Genomic DNA, 21194 nt, shown 5'->3' on the forward strand with positions numbered 1-21194 from the left:
CAGGCGGAGAAAGCCGGCTTCAGGGCGCCCGGGGCCCGGCCGGGTCAGGTGTAGTCAAGACCCCGCGCGCTCAGCCCCACCAGATCGATGTGGGCGGCATTGATGTCCAGGTTGGCCACCGCCACCGTGAATGACGCATTGGTGTAGGCACCTGACCGGATCAGGCCGGCCAGCGACTGCACGGTGGCAGCGTCTGCGGAAGCCCCCACCACGTTGCCGAACAGCAGCGCCACCACCTGCTCCGGCGTGGCCGAGGCGCCCAGCAACGCATTCAGGCCCAGTTGCGCCAGTTGCAGCTGCGACGCACCCGAGTCCACCACGCCCAGCACCGCCCCCACGAGTTCCCGGCTGGAAAGTCCCGCCGGGCCGACCAGCGCGCCCAGCAGGCGCGCTGTCGTGCCCGCCGCGCCATCGAGGTCCAGCGCCACGGAGCGGTCGGCAAAGCGCACGCGCTCGATCTGCAGCAAGGTGTCGGTACCATCCCGCCCCGCCGTCCCATCGGCCAGTTGCCAGCCCCCGTCCTTGCGCGTCAGCGAATAGCCACCCCGGGCACCCTGGGCCACGAGGGTGTCCACGCCCCCGGCGCCATTGAAGGCCTCATTGGCCTGCGTGCTGGTGAATACATCGGGGCCCGCCGTGCCGCTGGGCTGGCTGGAGAAATTCAGCGTCGGGCCATTCGTGGAATTCATGCCCCAGGTGCCGCCCAGACCGTCCCGCCCGTAGATCCAGTCCAGGGCCAGCAGGTCGAAGGCCTGGAAGGTGGTCTTGTAGGGGCCGGCCCGCGTGTACGACATCACCGTGTTGTTGGTGTTGTCCTGCGATGCGGGCAGCGGCCTGGCGGAGTCAAAAGGGTGCGCCAGCCCCAGCGCATGCCCCACTTCGTGCAGCAGCACCTCATACCCGGCGCCGCCTGCCGTCGGCTGGTTGTTGATGCCGGCATGCTCCACGTTGTCCAGGTAGACCACCGATTCCGCGTTGAGCCGGGTCAGCGTCTGGCTGCCGTTGTAGCTGTAGTTGTAGAACGTGGACGCCAGCCCGGCCGTCGACGCCCCTGGGATATTCGTCGCGACGAAGTGGAGGTCCGCCTGGGCGGAACTGCCCACCTCGGTGAAGGTGATGCCCGTGACCGCCGCGGCATGCTGCAGTATCTGCCGCGTGGCCTGCTGTTGCGCCGTATTGAATGCGGTGATCGCGCGTCCCGCGTCGGTGGCGGCAACGCTGCCAGGGCTGGCATCGAAGGTGTAGTACAGCACCTTGCGGCCATCGGGAAAGAAGTTCCACGGCGACGGGTTGTCCAGCAAGGCGTCGGCCTGCGGGTTACCGGAGTACACGACATTCTGGAGATCGGAAACGGTGGCCATGGTCGGGCTTTCTTCTTTCAGGCAGCCCCATCCGCCGAGGCCCCATCCATCCCGCCCCTACGGACAGGCAGCGAATTGGGGTCGAAGAACGGATCTGGCCGCGGGACAGACAGGTGCCGCACCACTTTATCACCGGTGCTCGCTCGCAGCCGATATGGAAAACCAATGGTCACCACATTGCAGTGGGCTGCCGTTATCAACCGCCCCGCATGGCAGGCCACCAAGAAAAACGCCGCCCACCCGCAATGCGGGCCGGCGGCGTCGCGCGGCTTTCAGCTCCTTACTTGCCAGCAGGCTTGTCAGCAGCGGACTTGTCCTGCGGCGGCGCCGCCTTGCGAAGCAGGTTTGCGAGGTCGCTGCGCATCTTTTCCGGGTCAAGACCGGATGGCGAGGGCGTGGGGGTTTGGTTCGGTGTGTTCATGCCTTTACCTTATCACCGGCACTCCTGCCCGCTGCCATTAACCCTGCAAATGTCTCTGTTAAGCAAGGATGCCAGTGCCTGCAGGCGGCCCATCTGCCGCATGCGCAGCAGCGCCAAAATGGCCTGAAGAGCGCATGCAACCGTGCTTTTCTGCTATCAAAGTCACACTCGCGTGAACCGACCTCGGAGGGCGGGGCCTTACATACGCTCACCTCTCATACCTCCGCGATGCAATGCCGCGCGCCAGGGGCACCCGCGCGCGGCAGCGGCTTCACCCGCCTACTTGGCCAGGTTCCGGAACGTCGAGGGGCTTTCCGCCTGGCCCAGCCCGGTGCCTTCGGCAATCGGCAGTTCGCGGGCCACGCTGCCCGACGATACATTCGCCATCACCGAGTTGACCGGCGCCACGCCCACCGAGCCATCGGCCAGCACCGTCAGCTCGTACACCGTCCAGACATTGTTGGAGCCGGTGTAGGGCGCCGCCGGCGGCGTGAACGTGTAGGCCTGGCCATTGGAGAGCTCCAGCCGCACGTTGGCATTCGATGTGCCCAGGTTGCCCGAGCCCGCATAGTGGTGCACCGAATAGCGGTAGACGCCCGGACGCAGTGCGCCAGCCCCCGCACTGCCCGTGCTGGCCGTAGGCGGGCAGGTCACCGTCTCTGGCCCGTAGGAGGAGATGTCATCCACGTCCAGCGCACACATGTCGCCCGCATTCTTGCCGGCAAAGTACACATGCCAGCGCGCAGCCCCACTGGCCGAGGGCCCTGTGAGATGCGAATCCAGGTCACGCGGGTTCTCACCCCAGGTCAGGATGGTGCGGAACTGCCCGGCGGCCAGCCCGCCTGCACTGCCACTGGCTGGCGACAGGGCCACCGCCACCTGGTTGGGCGCGGCGCAGTTGAGCAGCACGGTCTGGTTGGCGGGCGAGTAGTTGGGCGCCGTCGTGGTCACCGTGAAGAAGCCCTGTGCCAGCCCCGTGAAGGAGGCCACGCCCTGCGCGTTGGTGGTGGCCGAGCGCGTGCCCAGCGTTACCGACGCGTTGGCCAGGGGGAGGTTCGCGCCCCGCAGCGCATCGAACACCGTCACCTGGGCCGTGGCGCACTGCACCGCGCCCGACCCGCCAGTCTGCTGCAAGCCCACAGGCACCAGGTGCAAGGTGGCCGGATCGAAGCGGAACAGGATGTTGTAGTTGGACTCCACCGTGGTCGTGGTGCCAGGCTGCTGCGGGTTGGCCACGGGCACCAGCAGGCGCAGGTTTTCCAGCAGCACATCCGTCTGGTTGACCCCCGCGCCCCGGGTGCCGGAAAAATCGATGACCTGGGCCTGCGCCCCCAGCACCAGGGTGGCGGATGCGGCGGTGACGATGGCGCCACGCGCCCAGCGGGCGATACCGAATGTGTTCATGAAACCTGCCTCTCGTTGGATAAGACGCGAAGCGTAGGGCATGTGTGCCAGCTTCCTCCAAAACCACTCCCTACCCAAGGAACGCTTTTAAAGACAGTTGGCAGCCAAAGAAGCGAATAGACCAACGAACCCTTCATTTTCTCCTCCGGGTTGTTTCAACTTGATGGACGAATCAACGATTGGGAACAATTTCGGCCGCCGCGCAGGCCAAACCGCCCTGGCGACCCGGCTTTGGACTGCTCCGACAGGGGTCAGTATTTTCACAAAGCATCCGCTTGCTAAAAATAAAACCCTTTGCTATCGTGCAGACCATGGAATCCCCTGCAACCCGGCGCAAACGTCCCGCCGCCCCCAAGGCCCCTGAGCCCCTTCCCGCACCTGCTGCCCGCGCCCGCAAAGCCCCTGCGATTGCCGCCGATGAACCCCGGCGCCCCCGCGGCCGCCCGCGCAAGACTGCGGAAGAAGTCGACGACGGCAACCGCCGCCGCAAGCTCATGGACGGGGCGGCCAGGCTGTTTCTGACCAAGGGCTTTGCGGCCACCACCACGCGCGACATCGCGGCGGCCGCAGGCATGCACAGCGGCTCGCCCTTCTACCACTTCGAAAGCAAAGGGGCCCTGCTCCACGCCGTCATGAACGAAGGCATGGTCATGGCTTTGCAAAGCCAGCAGCAGGCGCTCGCCGCGCTCCCCCCCACTGCCACGCCACGTGAACAACTGCGGGTGCTGATCCGCCACCATTTCGAGATCCTGCTGGGCCCACGCAGTGGCTTCATCCCGGTGATGCTGTACGAATGGCGCTCGCTGACGCCCGCACAGCGCAAGGGGATAGCCCGCGTCAAGGACGCCTACGAGGCCGCCTGGATGCCCACGCTCGAAGCGCTGTCCCGGCAGGGCACGCTGCAGGCCGCCCCCAGCCTGGCACGCCTGTTCCTTTTTGGCGCCCTCAACTGGGCCGTGCAGTGGTTTGCCCCCAAGGGCGGCAAGTCGCTGGACGAGCTGACCGGTGAGGCGCTGGCACTGTTCATACGGGAGGCGTGAGCCATGTACCAGAGCGTGTTTGCACCAGGTCTTTTCGCAGGGCGGGTGGCGATCGTCACCGGCGGCGGTTCGGGCATAGGCCGCTGCACGGCGCACGAGCTGGCCCGGTTGGGTGCGCAGGTGGTGCTCGTGGGGCGCAAGGCCGACAAGCTCCAGGCCGTGCAGGCCGAGATCACGGCCGACGGCGGACAAGCCTCCTGGCATGCCTGCGACATCCGCTCCGAGGAGGCCGTGGGCATCGTCGTGCAGCAGGCCCTGGCCGAGCACGGCCGCATCGACGCCCTGGTGAACAACGCGGGCGGCCAGTTCATGGCGCCGCTGGCCAGCATCTCCGCCAAGGGCTGGGAGGCGGTGCTGAACACCAACCTGACCGGCGGCTTCCTGATGGCGCGCGAGTGCCACCGGCAGTGGATGCAGGCGCAGGGTGGCAGCATCGTCAACATCGTGGCCGACATGTGGGGCTCCATGCCGGGCATGGGCCACAGCGGCGCGGCGCGCGCCGGCATGGTCAGCTTCACCGAGACCGCCGCCCTTGAATGGGCGGGCAGCGGTGTGCGCGTGAATGCCGTGGCACCGGGCTACATCGCATCGAGCGGCATGGACAACTACCCCCCCGCCGCCGCCGACATGCTGCGCGCCATGCGCCACACCGTGCCGCAGGGGCGCTTCGGTACCGAGGCCGAGGTTTCGGCGGCTATCGTCTTTTTGCTCAGCCCTGCTGCCAGCTTCATCAGCGGAACCACCGTTCGCGTCGACGGCGCCCGCCCCCAGGCCCGCCTGGGCTGGCCCATGCAGGTGCCCGACGCCGCAGCGCAGCAACGGCCTGCCGTGCGGCCGTTCGAGGGCTTCCACCGCGCCCAGGTGCCGCGCGTGTTTGCAGCCCAGCCGCAGCAACCGCCGGAGGCAGCGCCATGACCGTCTTCGCCTCGCGGTTCAATGCCTTGGCGCCCGACGCGCAGAGGCGGCGCAGCGCCCAGTTGGCGCGCCTGGACGCCCTGCGCGCGCTCGAAGACCGCGCCGCGGCCGCTTCGGCCCGCTCGCAGCCGCAGTTCGACAAGCGCGGCCAGTTGCTGCCGCGCCAGCGTGTGGCGCTGCTGCTCGATGCCGGCACGCCCTGGCTGCCCTTGGCCACGCTGGCGGGTTACCTGCAGGACACCAAGGACCCCGCGAAGTCCGTTCCCGGTGGTGGCATCCTCGCCGGCATCGGCGTGGTGTCGGGTGTGCGCTGCATGGTGGTGGCCAGCGACTCGGGCATCGAGGCCGGCGCCATCCAGCCCATGGGCCTCGAGAAGATCCTGCGCGTGCAGGAGATCGCGCTGCACAATCGCCTGCCCTTCGTGCACCTGGTGGAGAGCGCGGGCGCCAACCTCATGCGTTACCGGGTGGAGGGCTTCGTGCACGGCGGCAGCCTGTTTCGCAACCTGGCGCGGCTGTCGGCGGCCGGCATTCCGGTGATCACGGTGCAGCACGGTTCGGGCACGGCAGGCGGTGCCTACATGCCGGGGCTGTCGGATGTGGTGATCATGGTGCAGGGGCGCTCGCGCGCCTTCCTGGCCGGGCCGCCGCTGCTCAAGGCCGCCACGGGCGAGATCGCCACCGAGGAGGAACTGGGCGGTGCCGAAATGCACACCAGCATCTCGGGCCTGGGCGAGTACCTGGCACAGGACGACCGCGAGGCCATCGGCATGGCGCGCGCCGTGGTGGAGGCCTCCGGCTGGGCCAGCATGCGCCCGGCATCCGCAGCCCCGGCGCCGACCCTCAATGCCGAGGACCTGCTGGCCCTGATGCCCGACGACCTGCGCCAGCCCGTGGACATGCGCGAGGTGATCGCGCGCATCGCCGATGGCTCCGAGCTGCTCGAATTCAAGGCCCGCTACGGCATGGCCACCGTGTGCGCCCAGGCGCGCATCGATGGCCGCCCCGTGGGGTTCATCACCAACAACGGCCCCATCGACGTGGCGGGTGCCAACAAGGCAGCGCACTTCATCCAGTGGATGTGCCAGCTCGGCCACCCCATCGTCTACCTGCAGAACACCACCGGCTACATGGTGGGCAAGGACAGCGAGCAGGGCGGCATGATCAAGCACGGCAGCAAGATGATCCAGGCGGTATCGAACGCCACCGTGCCGCAGATCACCATCCAGTGCGGCGCCAGCTTCGGCGCCGGCAACTATGGCATGTGCGGGCGCGGCTATGCCCCCCGCTTCCTGTTCAGCTGGCCCGGTGCCAAAACGGCCGTGATGGGCGGCGAGCAGGCCGCGCGCACCATGCAGATCGTGACCGAGGCAGCGTTGGCACGCAAAGGCATCACGCCCGACCCGGCCGAGTCGCAGGCCCAGTTCGACAAGATCGTGGCCATGTTCGAGGCGCAGGCCGACGCCTTCTACACCAGCGGCCTGCTGCTGGACGACGGCGTGATCGACCCGCGCGACACGCGCGCCGTGCTGGCCCTGTGCCTTGCCACCTGCGCCGACGCCCAGGCACGCCAGGTGCACCCCATGCAGTTCGGGGTGGCACGCATGTAGACCCCTTCCCCTTTCTTGCACTGGTCCACAGAAAAATCAACGGAGACACACCATGCAGTTCACGCACGAGCACCGCGAGATCCAGAAGACCCTCAAGCGCTTCATCGACGAGGAGATCAACCCCCATGTGGACGAGTGGGAGGCGGCCGAGATCTTCCCGGCGCACGAGGTCTTCAAGAAGATGGGCCGACTTGGCCTGCTGGGCCTGTGCAAGCCCGAGGAATATGGCGGCTCGGGCCTGGACTATTCGTACTCCGTGGCCATGGCCGAGACGCTGGGCCACGTGCACTGCGGCGGCGTGCCCATGGCCATCGGCGTGCAGACGGACATGTGCACCCCGGCGCTGGCACGCCACGGCAGCGAGGAGCTCAAGCGCGACTTCCTGGCCCCAGCCATCGCAGGCGACACGGTGGGCTGCATCGGGGTGAGCGAGCCCGCAGCGGGCAGCGATGTGTCCGGCATCAAGACCACGGCGCGCAAGGATGGTGACGACTACGTGATCAGCGGCCAGAAGATGTGGATCACCAACAGCCTGCAGGCCGACTGGATGTGCATGCTGGTCAACACCGGCGAGGGCCCCGTGCACCGCAACAAGAGCCTGGTGATGGTGCCCCTGCGCGACGGCCGCGGCGGCCAGCTCACCAAGGGCGTGGAGGTGGCGCAGAAGATCCGCAAGATCGGCATGCACAGCAGCGATACGGGCCTGCTCTACTTCGACGAGGTGCGCGTACCGCAGCGCTACCGCATCGGCGCCGAGGGCCAGGGTTTCATCTACCAGATGCAGCAGTTCCAGGAAGAGCGGCTGTGGTGCGCCTCCAGCACGCTGGAATCGCTGACCAACTGCATCGGCTGGACCATCGAATGGGCGCAGGAGCGCAAGCTCTTCGGCGGTGCGCTGGCCGACCAGCAGTGGGTGCAGTTCAAGCTGGCCGAGCTCAAGACCGAAGTGGAGGCCCTGCGCGCATTGACCTACCGCGCCTGCGAGCTTTACGTGGGCGGGCAGGACGTGCTGGAGCTGGCCTCCATGGCCAAGCTCAAGGCCGGGCGACTGAACCGCGAGGTGCCCGACACCTGCCTGCAGTTCTGGGGCGGCATGGGCTTCACGCTGGAGAACAAGGTTTCGCGCATGTTCCGCGACGGGCGCCTGGCTTCCATCGGCGGCGGGGCCGACGAGGTGATGCTGGGCATCCTCTCCAAGACCATGGGCATCGCCAAGCGTCCCACCGCCCACTGAACCAGGACACAGCATGCCCGACGCCCTGCTGATCGACCGCGCGCCGCTGGGCAGCGGCCTTTTCCTGGAGACCTGGACCCTCAATGACCCGGCCAGCCGCAATGCGCTGACCGATGCCATGGTGGATGCCCTGCTGAGCGCCTGCACGCGTGCACGCAACGATGCCGCGCTGCGCGGCGTGGTGCTGCGCGGCGCAGGCGGGCACTTCTGCGCAGGCGGCAGCCTGGGCGGCTTTGCCAAGGCCATCGGCCAGCCGCTCGACGCGGGCGTGCCCGATCCGCTGGTGCCGCTGAACCGCCGCTTCGGCACGCTGCTGCAGGCCTTGTGCGGCCTGCCCCAATGGCTGGTGATCGCGGTGCAGGGTGCTGCCATGGGCGGCGGCCTGGGCCTGGCCTGCTGCGGCGACTTGGTGCTCGCGGATGCGGATGCGCAGTTCGGTGCGCCCGAGGTCACGCTGGGGCTGGTGCCTGCGCAGATCGCACCCTTCGTGGTGCGGCGGCTCGGGCCGGCGGCGGCCCGGCGCTGGCTGCTGTCGGGCGCGCGCAGCGGTGCGGCTGCCGCGCAACAGTGTGGGCTGGTGGATGAAGTGGTCGACGGCGCGATGGACGAAGCCGTGCAGGCAACCATCCAGCGCCTGGCGGCCACTGCGCCCCAGGCGATTGCCGCCACCAAACACCTGCTCCTGCAGGTGCAGGGCACGCTGCCCTTGCCAGCCCTGTTGGACGACGCCGCCCACCTGTTTGCCCATGCCGTGCGCGGGCCCGAGGCGCCACAGGGGCTGTCAGCCTTCACGGCCCGCAAGGCGCCACCCTGGAGTGCTTCGGCATGAAGAAGATACTGATCGCCAATCGCGGCGAGATCGCCCGCCGCATCGTGCACACGGCACACGCCATGGGCATTGCCACCGTGGCCGTGTACTCCGAGCCCGATGCCCAGGCGCTGCATGTGCGCGAGGCCACGCAGGCCGTGGCACTGGGCGGCAGCGCCAGTACCGACAGCTACCTGCGCATCGACAAGCTGCTCGCGGCAGCACGCGCCACGGGCGCCGACGCCGTGCACCCTGGCTATGGCTTTCTCAGCGAGAACGCCGAGTTCGCGCAGGCGGTGGTGGATGCCGGCCTTGCCTGGATCGGCCCGCCGCCCGCCGCCATACGCGCGCTGGGCAGCAAGGCCGGCGCCAAGGCACTCGCGCAGGCCCAGGGCGTGCCCTGCCTGCCCGGCTATGCGGGCAGCGACCAGGGCGATGAACGCTTTGCGGCCGAGGCAGACCGCGTCGGCTTTCCGCTGATGGTGAAGGCCGTGGCCGGCGGCGGCGGGCGCGGCATGCGGCTGGTGACCGAGGCCGCGCAGTTGCCCGCAGCACTGGCCAGCGCGAGGTCGGAAGCGCTGGCAGGCTTTGGCTGTGGCGACCTGTTGATCGAGCGCGCATTGCTCAGTCCACGCCATGTGGAGGTGCAGGTGTTTGCCGATGCGCACGGCCACTGCATCCACCTGGGCGAACGCGATTGCTCGGTACAGCGGCGCCACCAGAAGCTGGTCGAGGAATCACCCAGCCCCGCCGTGGATGCCGCGCTGCGCGAACGCATGGCCGCCTGCGCGGTGGCGCTGGCCCAGGCGGCAGGCTATGTGGGAGCGGGCACCGTGGAATTCCTGCTTGACGAAGAGCAGCCCGGTGCCTTCTTCCTCATGGAGATGAACACCCGCCTGCAGGTGGAGCACCCGGTGACCGAAGCGCTCACCGGGTTGGACCTGGTGGAGTGGCAGATCCGCGTGGCACGCGGCGAGCCCCTGCCCCTGATGCAGGACCAGGTGGCCTTGCAGGGCCATGCCATCGAGGTGCGGCTGTGCGCGGAAGACGCTCACTTTACGCCGCACACAGGGCGGGTGCTGCACTTGGGCACGCCGCAGGCCACTGCCTTCCAGCGCGCTCCGCTGGGCGGTCTGCGCTTTGACCATGCGCTGGAAGAAGGCACGCAGGTGACGCCCCACTACGATGCCATGCTGGGCAAGCTCATCGTGCATGCCGCCACACGCGGCGATGCCATCGATGCGCTGGTGCGCGCGCTGCACGGTACCTCGCTGCTCGGGCTGCCCAGCAACCGCGCCTTTCTGGCCGCCTGCCTCGACCACCCGCAGTTCCGCGCCGGGCAGGCGCGCGTGCCCTTCCTCACGGATGAAGGCGATGCCCTGCGCGCGTCGCTGCACCAGCAGCAGCAGGCCGCCCTGCTGCCCGGCGCCATGGCGGCCCTGTTCCCGCCCCGTGCCACCACCCTGCCCTGCAGCTTTGCGCGCCCCATGCGGCTGCGCCACCAGGGTGAGGTGCGGCCGATGGCCGTGCGAGAGATGGGCCGGGGGCAGCTGCATGTCGAGCCGCTGGGCGAAGAGAAATCCATCGCCATCCAGATGGCCCCTCTGCCCGATGGCCGCGTGCAATGCACTCTTGACGGGGTGACGCACGCTGTGCGCACGGTGGCGGTGGGCCCGCACCGCTGGCACTGGCAGACCGGTGGTGCAGACGGCTGGGTGGAAGACGCGTCATGGGAGCCTGCCGCACGCGCAGGCGCAGCCCATGGCGCGAACGAACTGCGCGCCCCCTTCAACGGCCGCGTGGTGGCAGCGCCCGTGGCCGTAGGCGAGGCCTTGCAGGCAGGCGCCACGGTGGTGGTGCTCGAATCCATGAAGCTGGAGCACAGCCTCACCTGCCCTGCCGCCGTGACGGTGGTCGAGCTGCTGGTGGCGCCCGGCCAGCAGGTTGCACCGGGCCAGGTGCTGGCGCGCTTTGCGGCGCAGGAGGCGTAAGGCCATGCTGCTCCCAACGGATGACGATGGCCTGCGCGCCGACCGCGCAGCCCTGACCGACACGGTCACGCGCTTTGCCCGCACCGAGATCGCACCGCATGTGGATGCCTGGGACGCAGCGGGCGAGTTCCCCCGCACGCTGTACCGCCGCGCGGGCGACCTGGGCCTGCTCGGCCTGGGCTACCCCGAGCAGTACGGCGGCACGCCCGCCAGCTATGCGCTGCGCCTGCCGCTGTGGCAGGCCTTGTGCCGCTACGGCACCAGCGGCGGCGTGCTGGCCAGCCTGCTCTCGCACAACATCGGACTGCCACCGGTGCTGGCACATGGCAGCGATGCGGTGCGCGATGAGGTGATACCGCCCGTGCTGGCGGGCGAGCGCATCGCGGCCCTGGCCATCACCGAGCCTGGCGGCGGCTCCGACGTGGCGCAGCTGGCCACCACCGCGCGGCGCGAGGGCGACGAGTATGTGGTCAACGGCGAGAAGGTGTTCATCACCTCGGGCATGCGCGCCGACTGGATCACCGTGGCCGTGCGCACGGGCGAGGCCGGCAGCCGGGGCAGCGGCGGCATATCGATGCTGCTGGTGCCGGGCGACAGTGCCGGCCTGTCGCGCAGCCAACTTTCCAAGATGGGCTGGCTGTGCTCCGACACCGCGCACCTGCGCTTCGACAACGTGCGCGTGCCCGCGCGCTACCTGCTGGGGGCCGAGGGCGATGGGTTTCGCACCATCATGGGCAACTTCAATGGCGAGCGCTTTGGCCTGGCCGCGTCGGCCCTGGGGTTTGCGCAGGCCTGCTACGACGAGGCCCTGGCCTGGGCGCGCCAGCGCAAGACCTTTGGAGCGCCGCTGGTGGCACACCAGGTGATACGCCACAAGCTGGTGGACATGCAGATGCGCATCCACTCCACCGCCGCCTGGCTCGAATCGGTGGCCGCCCAGGCCGATGCAGGCCACACGGGCGCCGAATGGGTGGCCCAGGTCTGCCTGCTCAAGAACCACGCCACGCAGACCATGCAGTTCTGTGCCGACCAGTCGGTGCAGATCCTGGGCGGCATGGGCTACATGCGCGGCACCGTGAGCGAACGCATCTACCGCGAGGTCAAGGTCATGATGATCGGCGGCGGTGCCGAGGAAATCATGAAGGACCTGGCGGCCCGCCAGCTCGGAATCTGAGGACACCCACCATGACGACGACCCACTCCGACAAAGCCATCATCACCTGCGCCATCACCGGCGTACTGACCGACCCCACGCAGCACCATGTACCCGTGACGCCCGAACAGCTGGCGCGCGAGGCACGCCGCGCGGTAGATGCCGGCGCCGCCGTGGTGCACGTGCACTTTCGCCAGCAGGAGGCGGGCAAGGGCCACCTGCCCTCGTGGGACCCGCAGGTCGCGCGCGACTGCGTGCAGGCCATGCGCGAGGAATGCCCCGGCCTCATCATCAACCAGACCACCGGCGTGGTGGGCCCGCACTACCAGGGCCCACTCGACTGCCTGCGCGCCACCCGGCCCGAGATGGCGGCCTGCAACGCCGGCTCGCTCAACTACCTCAAGGTGCGCAGCAACGGCACCTGGGCCTGGCCACCCATGCTGTTCGACAACCAGCCCGCCAAGGTGAAGGACTTCATCGATGTGATGCTGGAGACCAACACCCTGCCCGAGTTCGAATGCTTTGACGTGGGCATCGTGCGCTGCGTGGAGATGTACGTGCAGACCGGCATGTACACCGAGCGCCTGCCCGAATACAACTTTGTGATGGGGGTCGAGTCGGGCATGCCGGCCGACCCGGACCTGCTGCCCATCTTGCTCAGGCTCAAGATCAAGGACGCCCCCTGGCAGGCCACCGTGATCGGCCGGCAGGATATCTGGCCCGTGCACCAGCGCGTGGCCGAACTGGGTGGCCACCTGCGCACGGGGCTGGAAGACACGTTCTACCTGCCCGATGGCAGCAAGGCCACCTCGAATGGCCCATTGATTGCCCAACTGGCCCAGGTCGCGCGCGATGCAGGCCGCAGTGTGGCCTCACCGCAGGAAGCGCGGGAGCTGCTGGGCCTGCACACCGCCACCACCGCTTGATGGGGCTGGCCGGCCGCCAGCGGCCCGGCAGCGACACAGACATCCCTCAGGCCAGCAAAGCCCCGGTGTCCACACCGACCAGTTGCACGGCTGCAGCAGCGTCGGTCGGCTGGTGCTCAACGGCGGAACTCCAGCCTGCACTGGCCGCGAGGGCGCCCTTGGGCGAAGGGCTGCCGTTGGCCGAGTTGGTGGAGTACATGTACGACTCGGCAACCTCCTTGGCCCAGGCTGCTGCGGGGGCGTTGAAGACCTCCATGTCACCGGTGGCATGCTCCAGTCCCAGCAGGATGTGGCCCAGTTGCACGGCAACGATGCCCACATTTTCCTTGCCCACGGCGTCCAGGTACGACAGCAGCGCGCCCTGCACGCCCAGGTTGGACCCCAGGCCCATGTTGGTCGCGATCTTCAACGCCAGCTCCCCCGACGTCAGGTTCTGGTAGTTGGAACCGAACTGAAAGGCATAGTCCAGCCAGTTCTGGGGGGTGGAGCCGGCGGCCATCTTCTGCTGGTAGAAAGTCGTGCTCGAAGGGGATTGGTCATTGAACGCACGGTTCAGAATGGTGACTTCGAGTTCGGCAGACATGACGGGGGTCGCGGGCATCACACAGCTCCAAGATTAGTACAACCTGCAGAGCATAGCGAAGGCTGGCGGCCTGATAAAGCATTCTTGTGCATCTGCATATCCAATATGCGCACCAGCACTGTCTTGCCAGGGCCTGCGGGCATGGCTGCGCCCTCCGCTCGCCAGTCCACAGTCCAGTCCGCATCGGCCACGGCAGGCACACCGGTCAGCCTGACCGAGCTGCCATTGGGCCTCAGCGCGGCCGTGGTGTCGCTCGCCAGCCATCTGAAGCCTCCCGGGTGGATTGCAATGCGCCCTCGCCTGTCCCCCCCGACCCTGGCGACGGGGACGTGGACGTGGACGTGGAGACGGGAATTTATCCGCTCAACCCACCCAGAATGGCCATGTTGCCCACCGCGACGCCCCGGGTCCCCGGAGGGGTGGCGCTGCGCCGGTCGAAGGCAGGGCCATTGAACGACTGGGTGGTCGTGAATTTGCCAGCCGTCGCCACCCTGGCGGCAGTGCCCGGTGCAGCGGGCTCTTGCACAATGCCCAGGATGGAGGACGCTTGCGGGATGGAGAGATGAACTTGTGCAGCACTGGACTGCGGACAGACGATGCTGGCCACCATGCCATTGGACAACACCTCTGTCCAAGCGTACGACAGGGGATAAGTGCCTGAAGAGCCCAAGACGAGCGCGCTCTCCAAAGCCGACAAATCGACCGCCCATCCGTACAACTGCACAGTGAACCCCTCTGCTGTGGATAGATACCACGCGATCAAGGGTCCATTGCCCGGCCGGTCGAACAGCATCGATGGCGTGCTTCCGGCACTGACCACCTGCCTTACGCTGTTGCCAACATTGTCATATTCGTGCATGCGGCCACCCGCAGCCAACCAGAAACCCCCAAACTGGCGGGGGCAGATGCAGACGGAGTTGGGGCCGCCATCCGTGGCGGCAACGATCGCCGAAAGGAAATTTCCGCCGGCATCGTACAGGCGGACACCTGCGACGGTGCTGCTTGCCGGATCGACAAAGGCGATATTGCCATTGCCCAGTTCGATTGCATTGCGTTCGCAAGGGCTTGCAGAGCGGTAGGCGGCGCCCGTCGCCAGCGTGGCCAATGCCCCCTGCTGGCTGCCGTTGGCAGCAAATCGCGCGAATTTGTAGGCGGCGGTCGCGGCAGCGCGGTAGTAGTGCAGCACAAAGCCGCCAGCGGCCAGTGGCAACACCCCCAGGTAAGTGGGCGAGGCGCCTGCTTCCACGACGACTTCGCCCCCCTGGGGGGCACCCAGGGTGTCGAAGCGCCTGAACACCAGATCGTTGCTGCCGCTCTTGCGGTAGGCCAGCACGACCTCGCCACCCGCCAGGGTGGCCATGTTCCAGCTGGCGATGTCGGCAGCGCCCAGTGTGGCCACCGTGGTCTCCGCTACCGCGAGGGCGCCGGTACCGACCGCATGGATGGCCAGCTTGAGGACCGAGCCCTCGGTCCACGCCACGGCGATGCCTGACGCTCCCGCACGTGCCAGGCGCGTACAGCCGACACCGGCAGCTGTGGCAACCACCACGCGGGGCGAAACCGGCATGCGCATGGGCCCATAGATGCGTAGGTTGACACTGGTATCGTTCTGCGAGCCATTGCCGCTGAAGACCACCGCGAAATGGCCATTGTCCAAGGCCAGCACGGAGCGAAAGCTTTGGTTGCCGAGTCCAATGCGGCCCCACGCCCCGGCTCCACTGCTCTCCGCCGCGGCGGCGGGAACCAAGGCCGTGATCCCCGCAGCGGAGTTTTGCAGCGCCAGGGGGACGCCGTCGGCAGCGCGCCGCACATAGCCGCCTGCGCCCAGCCGGGCATAGTCCCCGGCGGCCAGCGCTGTTTCTGCGACCACCGTGATGGTCTGGTTTGGATTGTCTGCCGCGCTTGCGAGATGGCGCCCCATGGTGTGCTTCCTTTGCCGGGCCGGTGCCCATTGACCGGGCACATCGCCCGTCAGGCCAATGTCCATGGGTTGGGGGCGGCGCGGAAGCAGCCGCATTTATGCGGGCCGGCCCGCTAGGCGGGGCGCACGGCTCCGGCGCTCCGTGCAGGCCGGCGATCAGGCAGCGATCATCAGGGCCTTGAGGACAGGCAGGTGCTTTTTCTCGAAATCCGTGGCCTGCACCAACAGTTCCTGCAGATTTTCCTCGGGCGTTGCCAGGGTTTTGCCTTCCTTGACGATGGACTGCCCCTGGCCGGCCAGTGCCTGCCAGACAAACTGGGCCCAGTCGGCCGGCTGCTTTTTACCCTGGCCGATGGCCATCAGAAACAGCTGGTGGAAACGCTGCACGGGCATGCCGCCGCCGGTCAGCGGGCTCACCAGGTGCTGCACATCGCCATTGCCGCGGGCCCGCTTCATCAACTCCAGGTTGATCTTGTCGGTGTTCTTGCGGACCTTGGCGACGACATCCGCCTCCTGGATCGACTGCAGGTGCCCGGCACCGGCCAGCAGCATCACGGCCTGCAGCACCTGGGCCATACCGACATTGTGCGGCTTCATGGCCTGCTCGATCTGGCCCAGGCTGCGCGGCCTGTGGTCGGCCAGCAGGTCCAGCAGCGGGTTGTAGATGGCTTCGTTCAAGGCCACCTCGCCCAGGGCGCCGGTCACCTTCAGGGGCACCTCGGGCCGGTACTTGGTCAGCACCACCTTCTCGGCGCGCAGGGCTTCCCAGCGCTGCAACGGGTCGAGCCGGCGTGCGCCCTTGGTCCAGTAATCGCGCCGAAAATACTGGCTGCCCAGGAAATCGCGCGCGGTTTCCTTGAGCGTGACATCCTTGATCTCGGCGAGCAACTGCGACTGCTCGGGCGTGAAATGGATGGGCTCCACATGGTCCAGGTAATGGGCCGAGCAGGCAAACTGCAGTTTCACCGACTCCAATTTTTCCGCCAGGGTGGAAAAATGCATGGGCTGCCAGTCGCGGTTGAAATACTCGTGGGCCACATAGTTCTTGGTGTGGCCCTTCACACCCTTGAATCGCTCCACGATATTCGGGTTGGCCCGCGCATACAGGGGATTGGCGGCCAGCAGTTTGTCGGCAAATGCAAAAGCGCTGTCAATGCGGCCCACGCTGCCCTGCCCTGCCGAGCCCATGGTCTCGGCGTGCAGGTTGAGCAAATGGCGCACCGGGGCAAAAGGTGCCCAGCCTGGCATGGTGTTGTAGCTGATGTACACCACCCCGCCCACATTGAGCTGCCGGCGGATGAATTCGACAATGGTGGAGCGGTTCTCGTCATTGATCCAGCTCCAGATGCCGTGCAGGCCGATGTAGTCGAACCTGGGCAGATCGTCGCGTGCGGCCAGTTCTGCAAAGGACTCGTCCGTTAACTGGGCGTTGGTACCGGCCACTGATGCCAGCCCTTGCGCAAAGGCGGCCTGGGATGGATTGAAGTCATTGCCATGCCATTGCGCCGTGCTGGCTGCCGCATGCATGTTGACACTCACGCCCTGGCCAAAGCCCAGTTCACACGCGGTGTGGATCTCTGGTGCTGCAAGGCCGCTGTGCAGAAACGCCAGGCGCAGCCGGAGGGGATTGAGCTCTGTGTAATACCCGTAGGTGTACCCGATATCGGCGACGTAGCCATCCGTCCATTCAGACATGCAATGCGACTCCCTGTTGAGATGCTGCATTCTGCCCTAAGCGCCACCGCATGCGTTCGCCGTGGCGGGCTTGGCAATCGATGCCAGGCCTGGCGCTTGCGCGATGCCTTCCTTCGCTCTTGCATTCACGCCGCCGAGCGGGCTGGCGTCCGTGAAGCCGCCCTATTTTCAGTGCACCAAAAATAAAAAACCCGGCTCCAAGGAGCCGGGTTTTCAGGTTCTCACCCAAACCCACGCCCAGAAGGCATGGGTTTGTCGCACAAGGCGAATTAGGCGATCACAGAGTTAGCGAACGTAGGCGCAGTGGTCACGCCAGTCAGCTTGATGAACACGTCATCAGCGGCGACACCGGTGGAGGCACCAGCGGTTTCGTACAGCACGTAGGTGTTGCCTTCGAACACAGCGAACGACACGCCCAGGTTGGTCGTGTTGGCCGTTGCCATGGCGGTAGCGATGGCGGTGGCGCTGGAACCAGCAGCCAGGGCCGTCACAGCAGCTTGCACAGCGCCTTGTTGGCCAGACACAACATCGACCACGCCAGCGAATTGCAGCTTGTCGGTACCCACGACGAAGTCGGTGATCACGTCGGCTTGGCCGAAGGCCGCGCCGCTGGAATTGGCAGCAGCCGTACCCGTGAACGAGAACACGTCAGCACCAGCGCCGCCGGTCAGGGTGTCAGCACCTTGGCCACCGTTGATGGTGTCGACGCCAGCGCCGCCGATGATCACGTCACCGGAAGAAACCAGAGCAGAACCGGTCAGCGTCAGCTTGCCGGTGGCAGCGGAACCGTCGATCTTGCTGCCCACAGCCGTACCAGCAGCCAGAGCCAGCGTCAGGTCAGCGCCACCCTTCAGCGTGAACACGCTGTTGTCGCTGTTGGTCAGCGTGGTGATGATGTTGGCGGCTGCGCCGTTGGAGGTCAGCGACACGTTCGTGATACCGGTGGTCACCAGGGTGCCCACGGTCACGCCACCGGCGGTACCGCCGACGGTGATGGCCGTGTCGGTCACGCCCACAGCGGAACCCAGCGTCAGCGACGTGGTGTTGGCGTTGATGGCGGTCGTGCTGCCAGTGGCCAGGCTGCTGATCGTGGCGGTCAGGCCAGCGGTGTCAACCGAGAACGACTTGATGCTGGTCAGCGTGCTGGCATCCACGGAGATGTTGGCATTCAGGCCCAGGGTTTCGAAGCCGGTGGCTTGGTTGATGCGCGCGGTTTCCGTAGCCGACAGAGCGGTGTCCAGAATGCCGATCTTGTCGTTCGTGCCGTCGCCGCCCACCAGCTGAGCGCCGGAGGTCAGGGCAGCCAGGCCGTCGTTGGCGAACGAAACGGTGTCGTTGCCGGTACCGCCGGTGAACTTGAAGGCAGCGCCAGGCGTGCCAGCAGCCCAGCTCACGCCGCCGGTGTTGGCAGCAGCGTTCACGGTGACGATGGCAGCAGGAGCAGCCGTCACGGTCAGGCCCTTGTCACCAGACACGTTCACGGTGGTGATGGCAGCGCCGGTGTTCGTCAGGGCGATCTTGCTGGCAGCGGTGTTGGTCGACAGGTCCAGCGTGGCAACCTTGGTGCCCGACAGATCCAGCGTGTGCACGTTGGCAGCGGTGCTGGTCACGCCATTCAGGGCCACGGCTTGCGACGTAGCCGTTGCAGTGGCTGCAGCAGCGATCGTGGTCGTGACGTTAGCCGTCACAGCGTGGTTGTTCAGCGAAACAGCCTGGCCGTTCACCGTGAAGGTGGCAGCGGTGTTGACCACGGGAGCGTCGATGGTCAGCTTGGTCGTGCCGGTGGCAGCGGTGTAGGCGACAACGGCGCCGCCGGTGATGTACACCTCTTCGATGCTGGTCAGCGTGGTGGGCTGGCCGGTAGCGGTGTCGCCAGCAGCCAGGAAGACCTTCAGGGTGTCGTTGCCGGCACCGCCATTGATCTGGTCAGCAGCCGTCAGTTGCTTTGCAACAGCGGTGTTGTCAGCAATGATCGTGTCGTCAGCGGACGTGCCGTTGATCAGGTCCACACCGGTGGTCAGAACCAGGTTGGTGCCAGAGTTGGTGCCCGAAGGAGTCGTGTTGGCTGGGTTCGACGAGTAGTTGTAAGCAGCGGTGACTTCTGCGTTCCATGCCACGGCAGCAGCGGCGAAACCGTTGGTGTCGTTTTCCAGGTTCGACAGGATTTCGCCCAGTTGCAGAGCGATCAGGCCGATGTTGTTCTTGCCGGCTGCAGCGATGTAGTCGGTCAGAGCTGCTTCGAGGCCTGCGTTGGGCAGCACGCCCAGGTTCTTCAGCAACAGGTTCGACAGTTCTGCATTGGTCTTGCCTTGGTAGCCAGCGCCGAATTGCTGAGCAAAGGCTTCTTGGCTAGCACGGGTGGTGCCGGCGGTTGCCACTTGGTTCTTGAAGGTGGCGTTGGCTGGCGAAGTGTCGGTGAACGCGCGGTTCAGGATTGTGACGACTGCGTCGGTGCCGAAAATTTGTGCAGGCATTTGAATCTTCCTATTTACAGTTAAGAAATGAAAACAAGTTGCTAAAGCAGGCCTGCCTGTCATGCACCACGCTTTTCTGCCGTGCGTGCCAGATCGACCCCATCTTTACAAGTTTGCTCTGGCATTATCACACGCACTTTTAAAAAAATGCCAGTGATCAAGAGCAATGCCTAGCCAACTTGGGAGCAAGTGTAGCAAGCAACCCACCGGGGGTGGCGTGACGCGGATCACAACTACCGTGCGCTTGCCGATGCGGCCCGGCCGCAGCCCACTGCGTTGCAGCCGGCCAACAGCCCAGGGCTACCACTGCCCCCGAATGGCCAGGTAAGGCCCGCTGCTGCGGATCGCGAACAGGGGCAGGTTGGAGCTTTGGCGGAAGCCCTCGAACCCCAGCACCGCCACGGCGCCCGGCGCCAGGCTGGGCAGGGGGTGCTGGTATTCGGCGCGCAGGGACAGGCGGGTGGTGTTGCGCACGCGCCCGTTGTCCAGGATGGCACTGTAGGCGGTGGTGTCGCGGTTGTGGCCCAGCTCTGCGTCCAGGTACCAGCGGGGCCCCAGGTGGGTGGCGGCGCGCAGGCTGTACTGCTGCTGGCGGCCACCGGGGCGGGTGGCATCGGTGGGCGAGTCGACGCCGGCGCGCACGCCGATCTGCCACTGGCTGAATGCCAGCCCCGCGCCATCGGCCAGCACCTGCTGGGGCTGTGCATTGCAGCTCCACAACACGGCCAGGCCTGCATAGCGGCCCGAGAGCACAGGGTTGCTATATAGATTGCGCAGCTGCGCCTCGGCCCCCACCCGCGTGTTGCATATTGCCGACAACCCTTGCGGGCCCAGCGGACTCGATCCATTGGTCGGCATGTATTTGTCTTGCAGCTGCAGGCCCGTGCCCAGATGAAAGCTGGCGTAACGTGTGCCACCGCGTGTGTGCAGGCTGGCCACCGCAGCACCGGTGTAGTGCTGCAGCAAGGTCGTATCACCGGCCGAGCCGATTTCACCCGCCAGGCGGGAGTACTCGCCGGCGAGTTCAGCTTGCGTGGTTCCGGTCTGCGAGGCCCGGGGGGCAGAGCGGGCCAGCACGGCGGCAGCTACCTCCACGCGCTGGCCGTCGGCCCATTGGCGCGCCAGGTCCATGCGCAGGTCAGCCCGGGTGTAGGCGCCGGGGCGGGGCAGGCTGCTCTCTTCCACTGGCAGGGTGATGTTGCCGGTGGGCAGTGTCAGCGTGAGGCTGGTGATGCTGGGGGCGCCGAGCAGGTTGCTGTCGCGCCCCAGCCGCAGCCCGGCGTGGCGGCGCCATTGCCAGCCGGTGCTGGCACGGCCCGCAGCCGCATAGCGCTGCTGGGCCTGGGCCAGGCTGGCGCGCAGGGTGTCGGGCAGGTCGGGGCGGGCCAGCCACTGGCCCAGCAGTTGGGTGGCGCTGAGCAGGTCGCCCACGCCAGCCAGTGCCACGGCGTAGTCGAGCCCGGCCTGGATCTGGTCGGGAGCGAGCATGAGCGAGCGCTCCAGGTGCTCGGCGGCTTCGTCGTAGCGGCCTTCCTTGTTGAGCAGGGCACCCAGCTGGGCCAGCCATTCGGGCACGCGCTGGCAGGTGATCACATAGGGGGTCAGGCGGTCGGCGGGCGTGCCGTCGGGCACCGGGATGCACACGGCAGCCACGGCCG

The 21194-nt window shown here is 67.0% G+C and carries 16 protein-coding genes; 8 read left to right on the plus strand and 8 right to left on the minus strand.

All coding sequences use genetic code 11. The features are described 5' to 3' along the window. Positions 1-44 precede the first annotated feature (44 nt). From AC07PF_RS02715 to AC07PF_RS02725, 3 genes are all read right to left on the minus strand, one after another. A complete protein-coding gene (locus tag AC07PF_RS02715) occupies positions 45-1361 on the minus strand; it encodes a M12 family metallo-peptidase (protein ID WP_494610803.1) in 1317 nt (438 codons plus the stop codon). Between the two features lie 280 nt (positions 1362-1641). Next, a complete protein-coding gene (locus AC07PF_RS02720) occupies positions 1642-1782 on the minus strand; it encodes a hypothetical protein (protein ID WP_157405917.1) in 141 nt (46 codons plus the stop codon). 279 nt (positions 1783-2061) lie between these two features. Then, positions 2062-3186 (minus strand): carboxypeptidase regulatory-like domain-containing protein, encoded by a 1125-nt coding sequence (locus AC07PF_RS02725; RefSeq protein ID WP_494610804.1) that lies wholly within the window; start codon positions 3184-3186, stop codon positions 2062-2064. Positions 3187-3497: 311 nt separating this feature from the next. Here AC07PF_RS02725 and AC07PF_RS02730 point away from each other — a divergent pair, with 311 nt between their 5' ends. Genes AC07PF_RS02730 through AC07PF_RS02765 form a run of 8 tightly spaced genes read left to right on the plus strand, consistent with a single transcriptional unit; the run spans position 3498 to position 12863 of the window. Further along, positions 3498-4226 (plus strand): TetR/AcrR family transcriptional regulator, encoded by a 729-nt coding sequence (locus AC07PF_RS02730; RefSeq protein ID WP_494610805.1) that lies wholly within the window; start codon positions 3498-3500, stop codon positions 4224-4226. Positions 4227-4229: 3 nt separating this feature from the next. Continuing rightward, the gene (locus tag AC07PF_RS02735; RefSeq protein ID WP_494610806.1) at positions 4230-5141 is read left to right on the plus strand and encodes an SDR family oxidoreductase; all 912 of its coding nucleotides are present in this window, start codon (positions 4230-4232) and stop codon (positions 5139-5141) included. Next, a complete protein-coding gene (locus tag AC07PF_RS02740) occupies positions 5138-6751 on the plus strand; it encodes an acyl-CoA carboxylase subunit beta (protein WP_494610807.1) in 1614 nt (537 codons plus the stop codon). The genes AC07PF_RS02735 and AC07PF_RS02740 overlap by 4 nt, the downstream gene beginning before the upstream one ends. 52 nt (positions 6752-6803) lie before the next feature. Continuing rightward, complete coding sequence (locus tag AC07PF_RS02745; protein ID WP_494610808.1) at positions 6804-7985, plus strand: acyl-CoA dehydrogenase family protein; 1182 nt, start codon at positions 6804-6806, stop codon at positions 7983-7985. A gap of 13 nt (positions 7986-7998) precedes the next feature. Beyond that, the gene (locus AC07PF_RS02750) at positions 7999-8814 is read left to right on the plus strand and encodes an enoyl-CoA hydratase/isomerase family protein (RefSeq protein ID WP_494610809.1); all 816 of its coding nucleotides are present in this window, start codon (positions 7999-8001) and stop codon (positions 8812-8814) included. Further along, positions 8811-10784 carry an acetyl/propionyl/methylcrotonyl-CoA carboxylase subunit alpha gene (locus AC07PF_RS02755; protein ID WP_494610810.1) on the plus strand — a complete coding sequence of 658 codons (1974 nt, stop codon included), beginning with the start codon at positions 8811-8813 and terminating at the stop codon, positions 10782-10784. The genes AC07PF_RS02750 and AC07PF_RS02755 overlap by 4 nt, the downstream gene beginning before the upstream one ends. A 4-nt stretch (positions 10785-10788) precedes the next feature. Beyond that, a complete protein-coding gene (locus AC07PF_RS02760) occupies positions 10789-11958 on the plus strand; it encodes an acyl-CoA dehydrogenase family protein (RefSeq protein ID WP_494610811.1) in 1170 nt (389 codons plus the stop codon). 11 nt (positions 11959-11969) lie between these two features. Then, positions 11970-12863 carry a beta-keto acid cleavage family enzyme gene (locus tag AC07PF_RS02765; RefSeq protein WP_494610812.1) on the plus strand — a complete coding sequence of 298 codons (894 nt, stop codon included), beginning with the start codon at positions 11970-11972 and terminating at the stop codon, positions 12861-12863. 46 nt (positions 12864-12909) lie between these two features. On the opposite strand, the gene AC07PF_RS02770 is transcribed toward AC07PF_RS02765, so the two are convergent. The 5 genes from AC07PF_RS02770 to AC07PF_RS02790 form a co-directional block, all read right to left on the minus strand. Continuing rightward, on the minus strand, positions 12910-13464 hold the full coding sequence (locus AC07PF_RS02770) for a hypothetical protein (RefSeq protein WP_494610813.1): 555 nt from the start codon (positions 13462-13464) through the stop codon (positions 12910-12912). Positions 13465-13801: 337 nt separating this feature from the next. Next, on the minus strand, positions 13802-15433 hold the full coding sequence (locus tag AC07PF_RS02775; RefSeq protein ID WP_494610814.1) for a hypothetical protein: 1632 nt from the start codon (positions 15431-15433) through the stop codon (positions 13802-13804). A gap of 90 nt (positions 15434-15523) precedes the next feature. Then, positions 15524-17062, minus strand: a complete 1539-nt coding sequence (locus AC07PF_RS02780) for a methyltransferase regulatory domain-containing protein (RefSeq protein WP_494610815.1) — start codon at positions 17060-17062, stop codon at positions 15524-15526. A gap of 269 nt (positions 17063-17331) precedes the next feature. Next, the gene (locus tag AC07PF_RS02785) at positions 17332-19536 is read right to left on the minus strand and encodes a beta strand repeat-containing protein (RefSeq protein ID WP_494610816.1); all 2205 of its coding nucleotides are present in this window, start codon (positions 19534-19536) and stop codon (positions 17332-17334) included. Positions 19537-19836: 300 nt separating this feature from the next. Beyond that, positions 19837-21189, minus strand: a complete 1353-nt coding sequence (locus tag AC07PF_RS02790; protein WP_494610817.1) for a tetratricopeptide repeat protein — start codon at positions 21187-21189, stop codon at positions 19837-19839. Between the last annotated feature and the right edge of the window lie 5 nt (positions 21190-21194).

The sequence above is a fragment of the Acidovorax sp. GW821-FHT10A04 genome (assembly GCF_059415825.1).

Bases quoted from the DNA above. Each gene is read 5' to 3' on its own strand.
- AC07PF_RS02715 (WP_494610803.1), bottom strand. From the start codon at position 1,361: ATGGCCACCGTTTCCGATCTCCAGAATGTCGTGTACTCCGGTAACCCG.
- AC07PF_RS02720 (WP_157405917.1), bottom strand. From the start codon at position 1,782: ATGAACACACCGAACCAAACCCCCACGCCCTCGCCATCCGGTCTTGAC.
- AC07PF_RS02725 (WP_494610804.1), bottom strand. From the start codon at position 3,186: ATGAACACATTCGGTATCGCCCGCTGGGCGCGTGGCGCCATCGTCACC.
- AC07PF_RS02730 (WP_494610805.1), top strand. From the start codon at position 3,498: ATGGAATCCCCTGCAACCCGGCGCAAACGTCCCGCCGCCCCCAAGGCC.
- AC07PF_RS02735 (WP_494610806.1), top strand. From the start codon at position 4,230: ATGTACCAGAGCGTGTTTGCACCAGGTCTTTTCGCAGGGCGGGTGGCG.
- AC07PF_RS02740 (WP_494610807.1), top strand. From the start codon at position 5,138: ATGACCGTCTTCGCCTCGCGGTTCAATGCCTTGGCGCCCGACGCGCAG.
- AC07PF_RS02745 (WP_494610808.1), top strand. From the start codon at position 6,804: ATGCAGTTCACGCACGAGCACCGCGAGATCCAGAAGACCCTCAAGCGC.
- AC07PF_RS02750 (WP_494610809.1), top strand. From the start codon at position 7,999: ATGCCCGACGCCCTGCTGATCGACCGCGCGCCGCTGGGCAGCGGCCTT.
- AC07PF_RS02755 (WP_494610810.1), top strand. From the start codon at position 8,811: ATGAAGAAGATACTGATCGCCAATCGCGGCGAGATCGCCCGCCGCATC.
- AC07PF_RS02760 (WP_494610811.1), top strand. From the start codon at position 10,789: ATGCTGCTCCCAACGGATGACGATGGCCTGCGCGCCGACCGCGCAGCC.
- AC07PF_RS02765 (WP_494610812.1), top strand. From the start codon at position 11,970: ATGACGACGACCCACTCCGACAAAGCCATCATCACCTGCGCCATCACC.
- AC07PF_RS02770 (WP_494610813.1), bottom strand. From the start codon at position 13,464: ATGCCCGCGACCCCCGTCATGTCTGCCGAACTCGAAGTCACCATTCTG.
- AC07PF_RS02775 (WP_494610814.1), bottom strand. From the start codon at position 15,433: ATGGACATTGGCCTGACGGGCGATGTGCCCGGTCAATGGGCACCGGCC.
- AC07PF_RS02780 (WP_494610815.1), bottom strand. From the start codon at position 17,062: ATGTCTGAATGGACGGATGGCTACGTCGCCGATATCGGGTACACCTAC.
- AC07PF_RS02785 (WP_494610816.1), bottom strand. From the start codon at position 19,536: ATGCCTGCACAAATTTTCGGCACCGACGCAGTCGTCACAATCCTGAAC.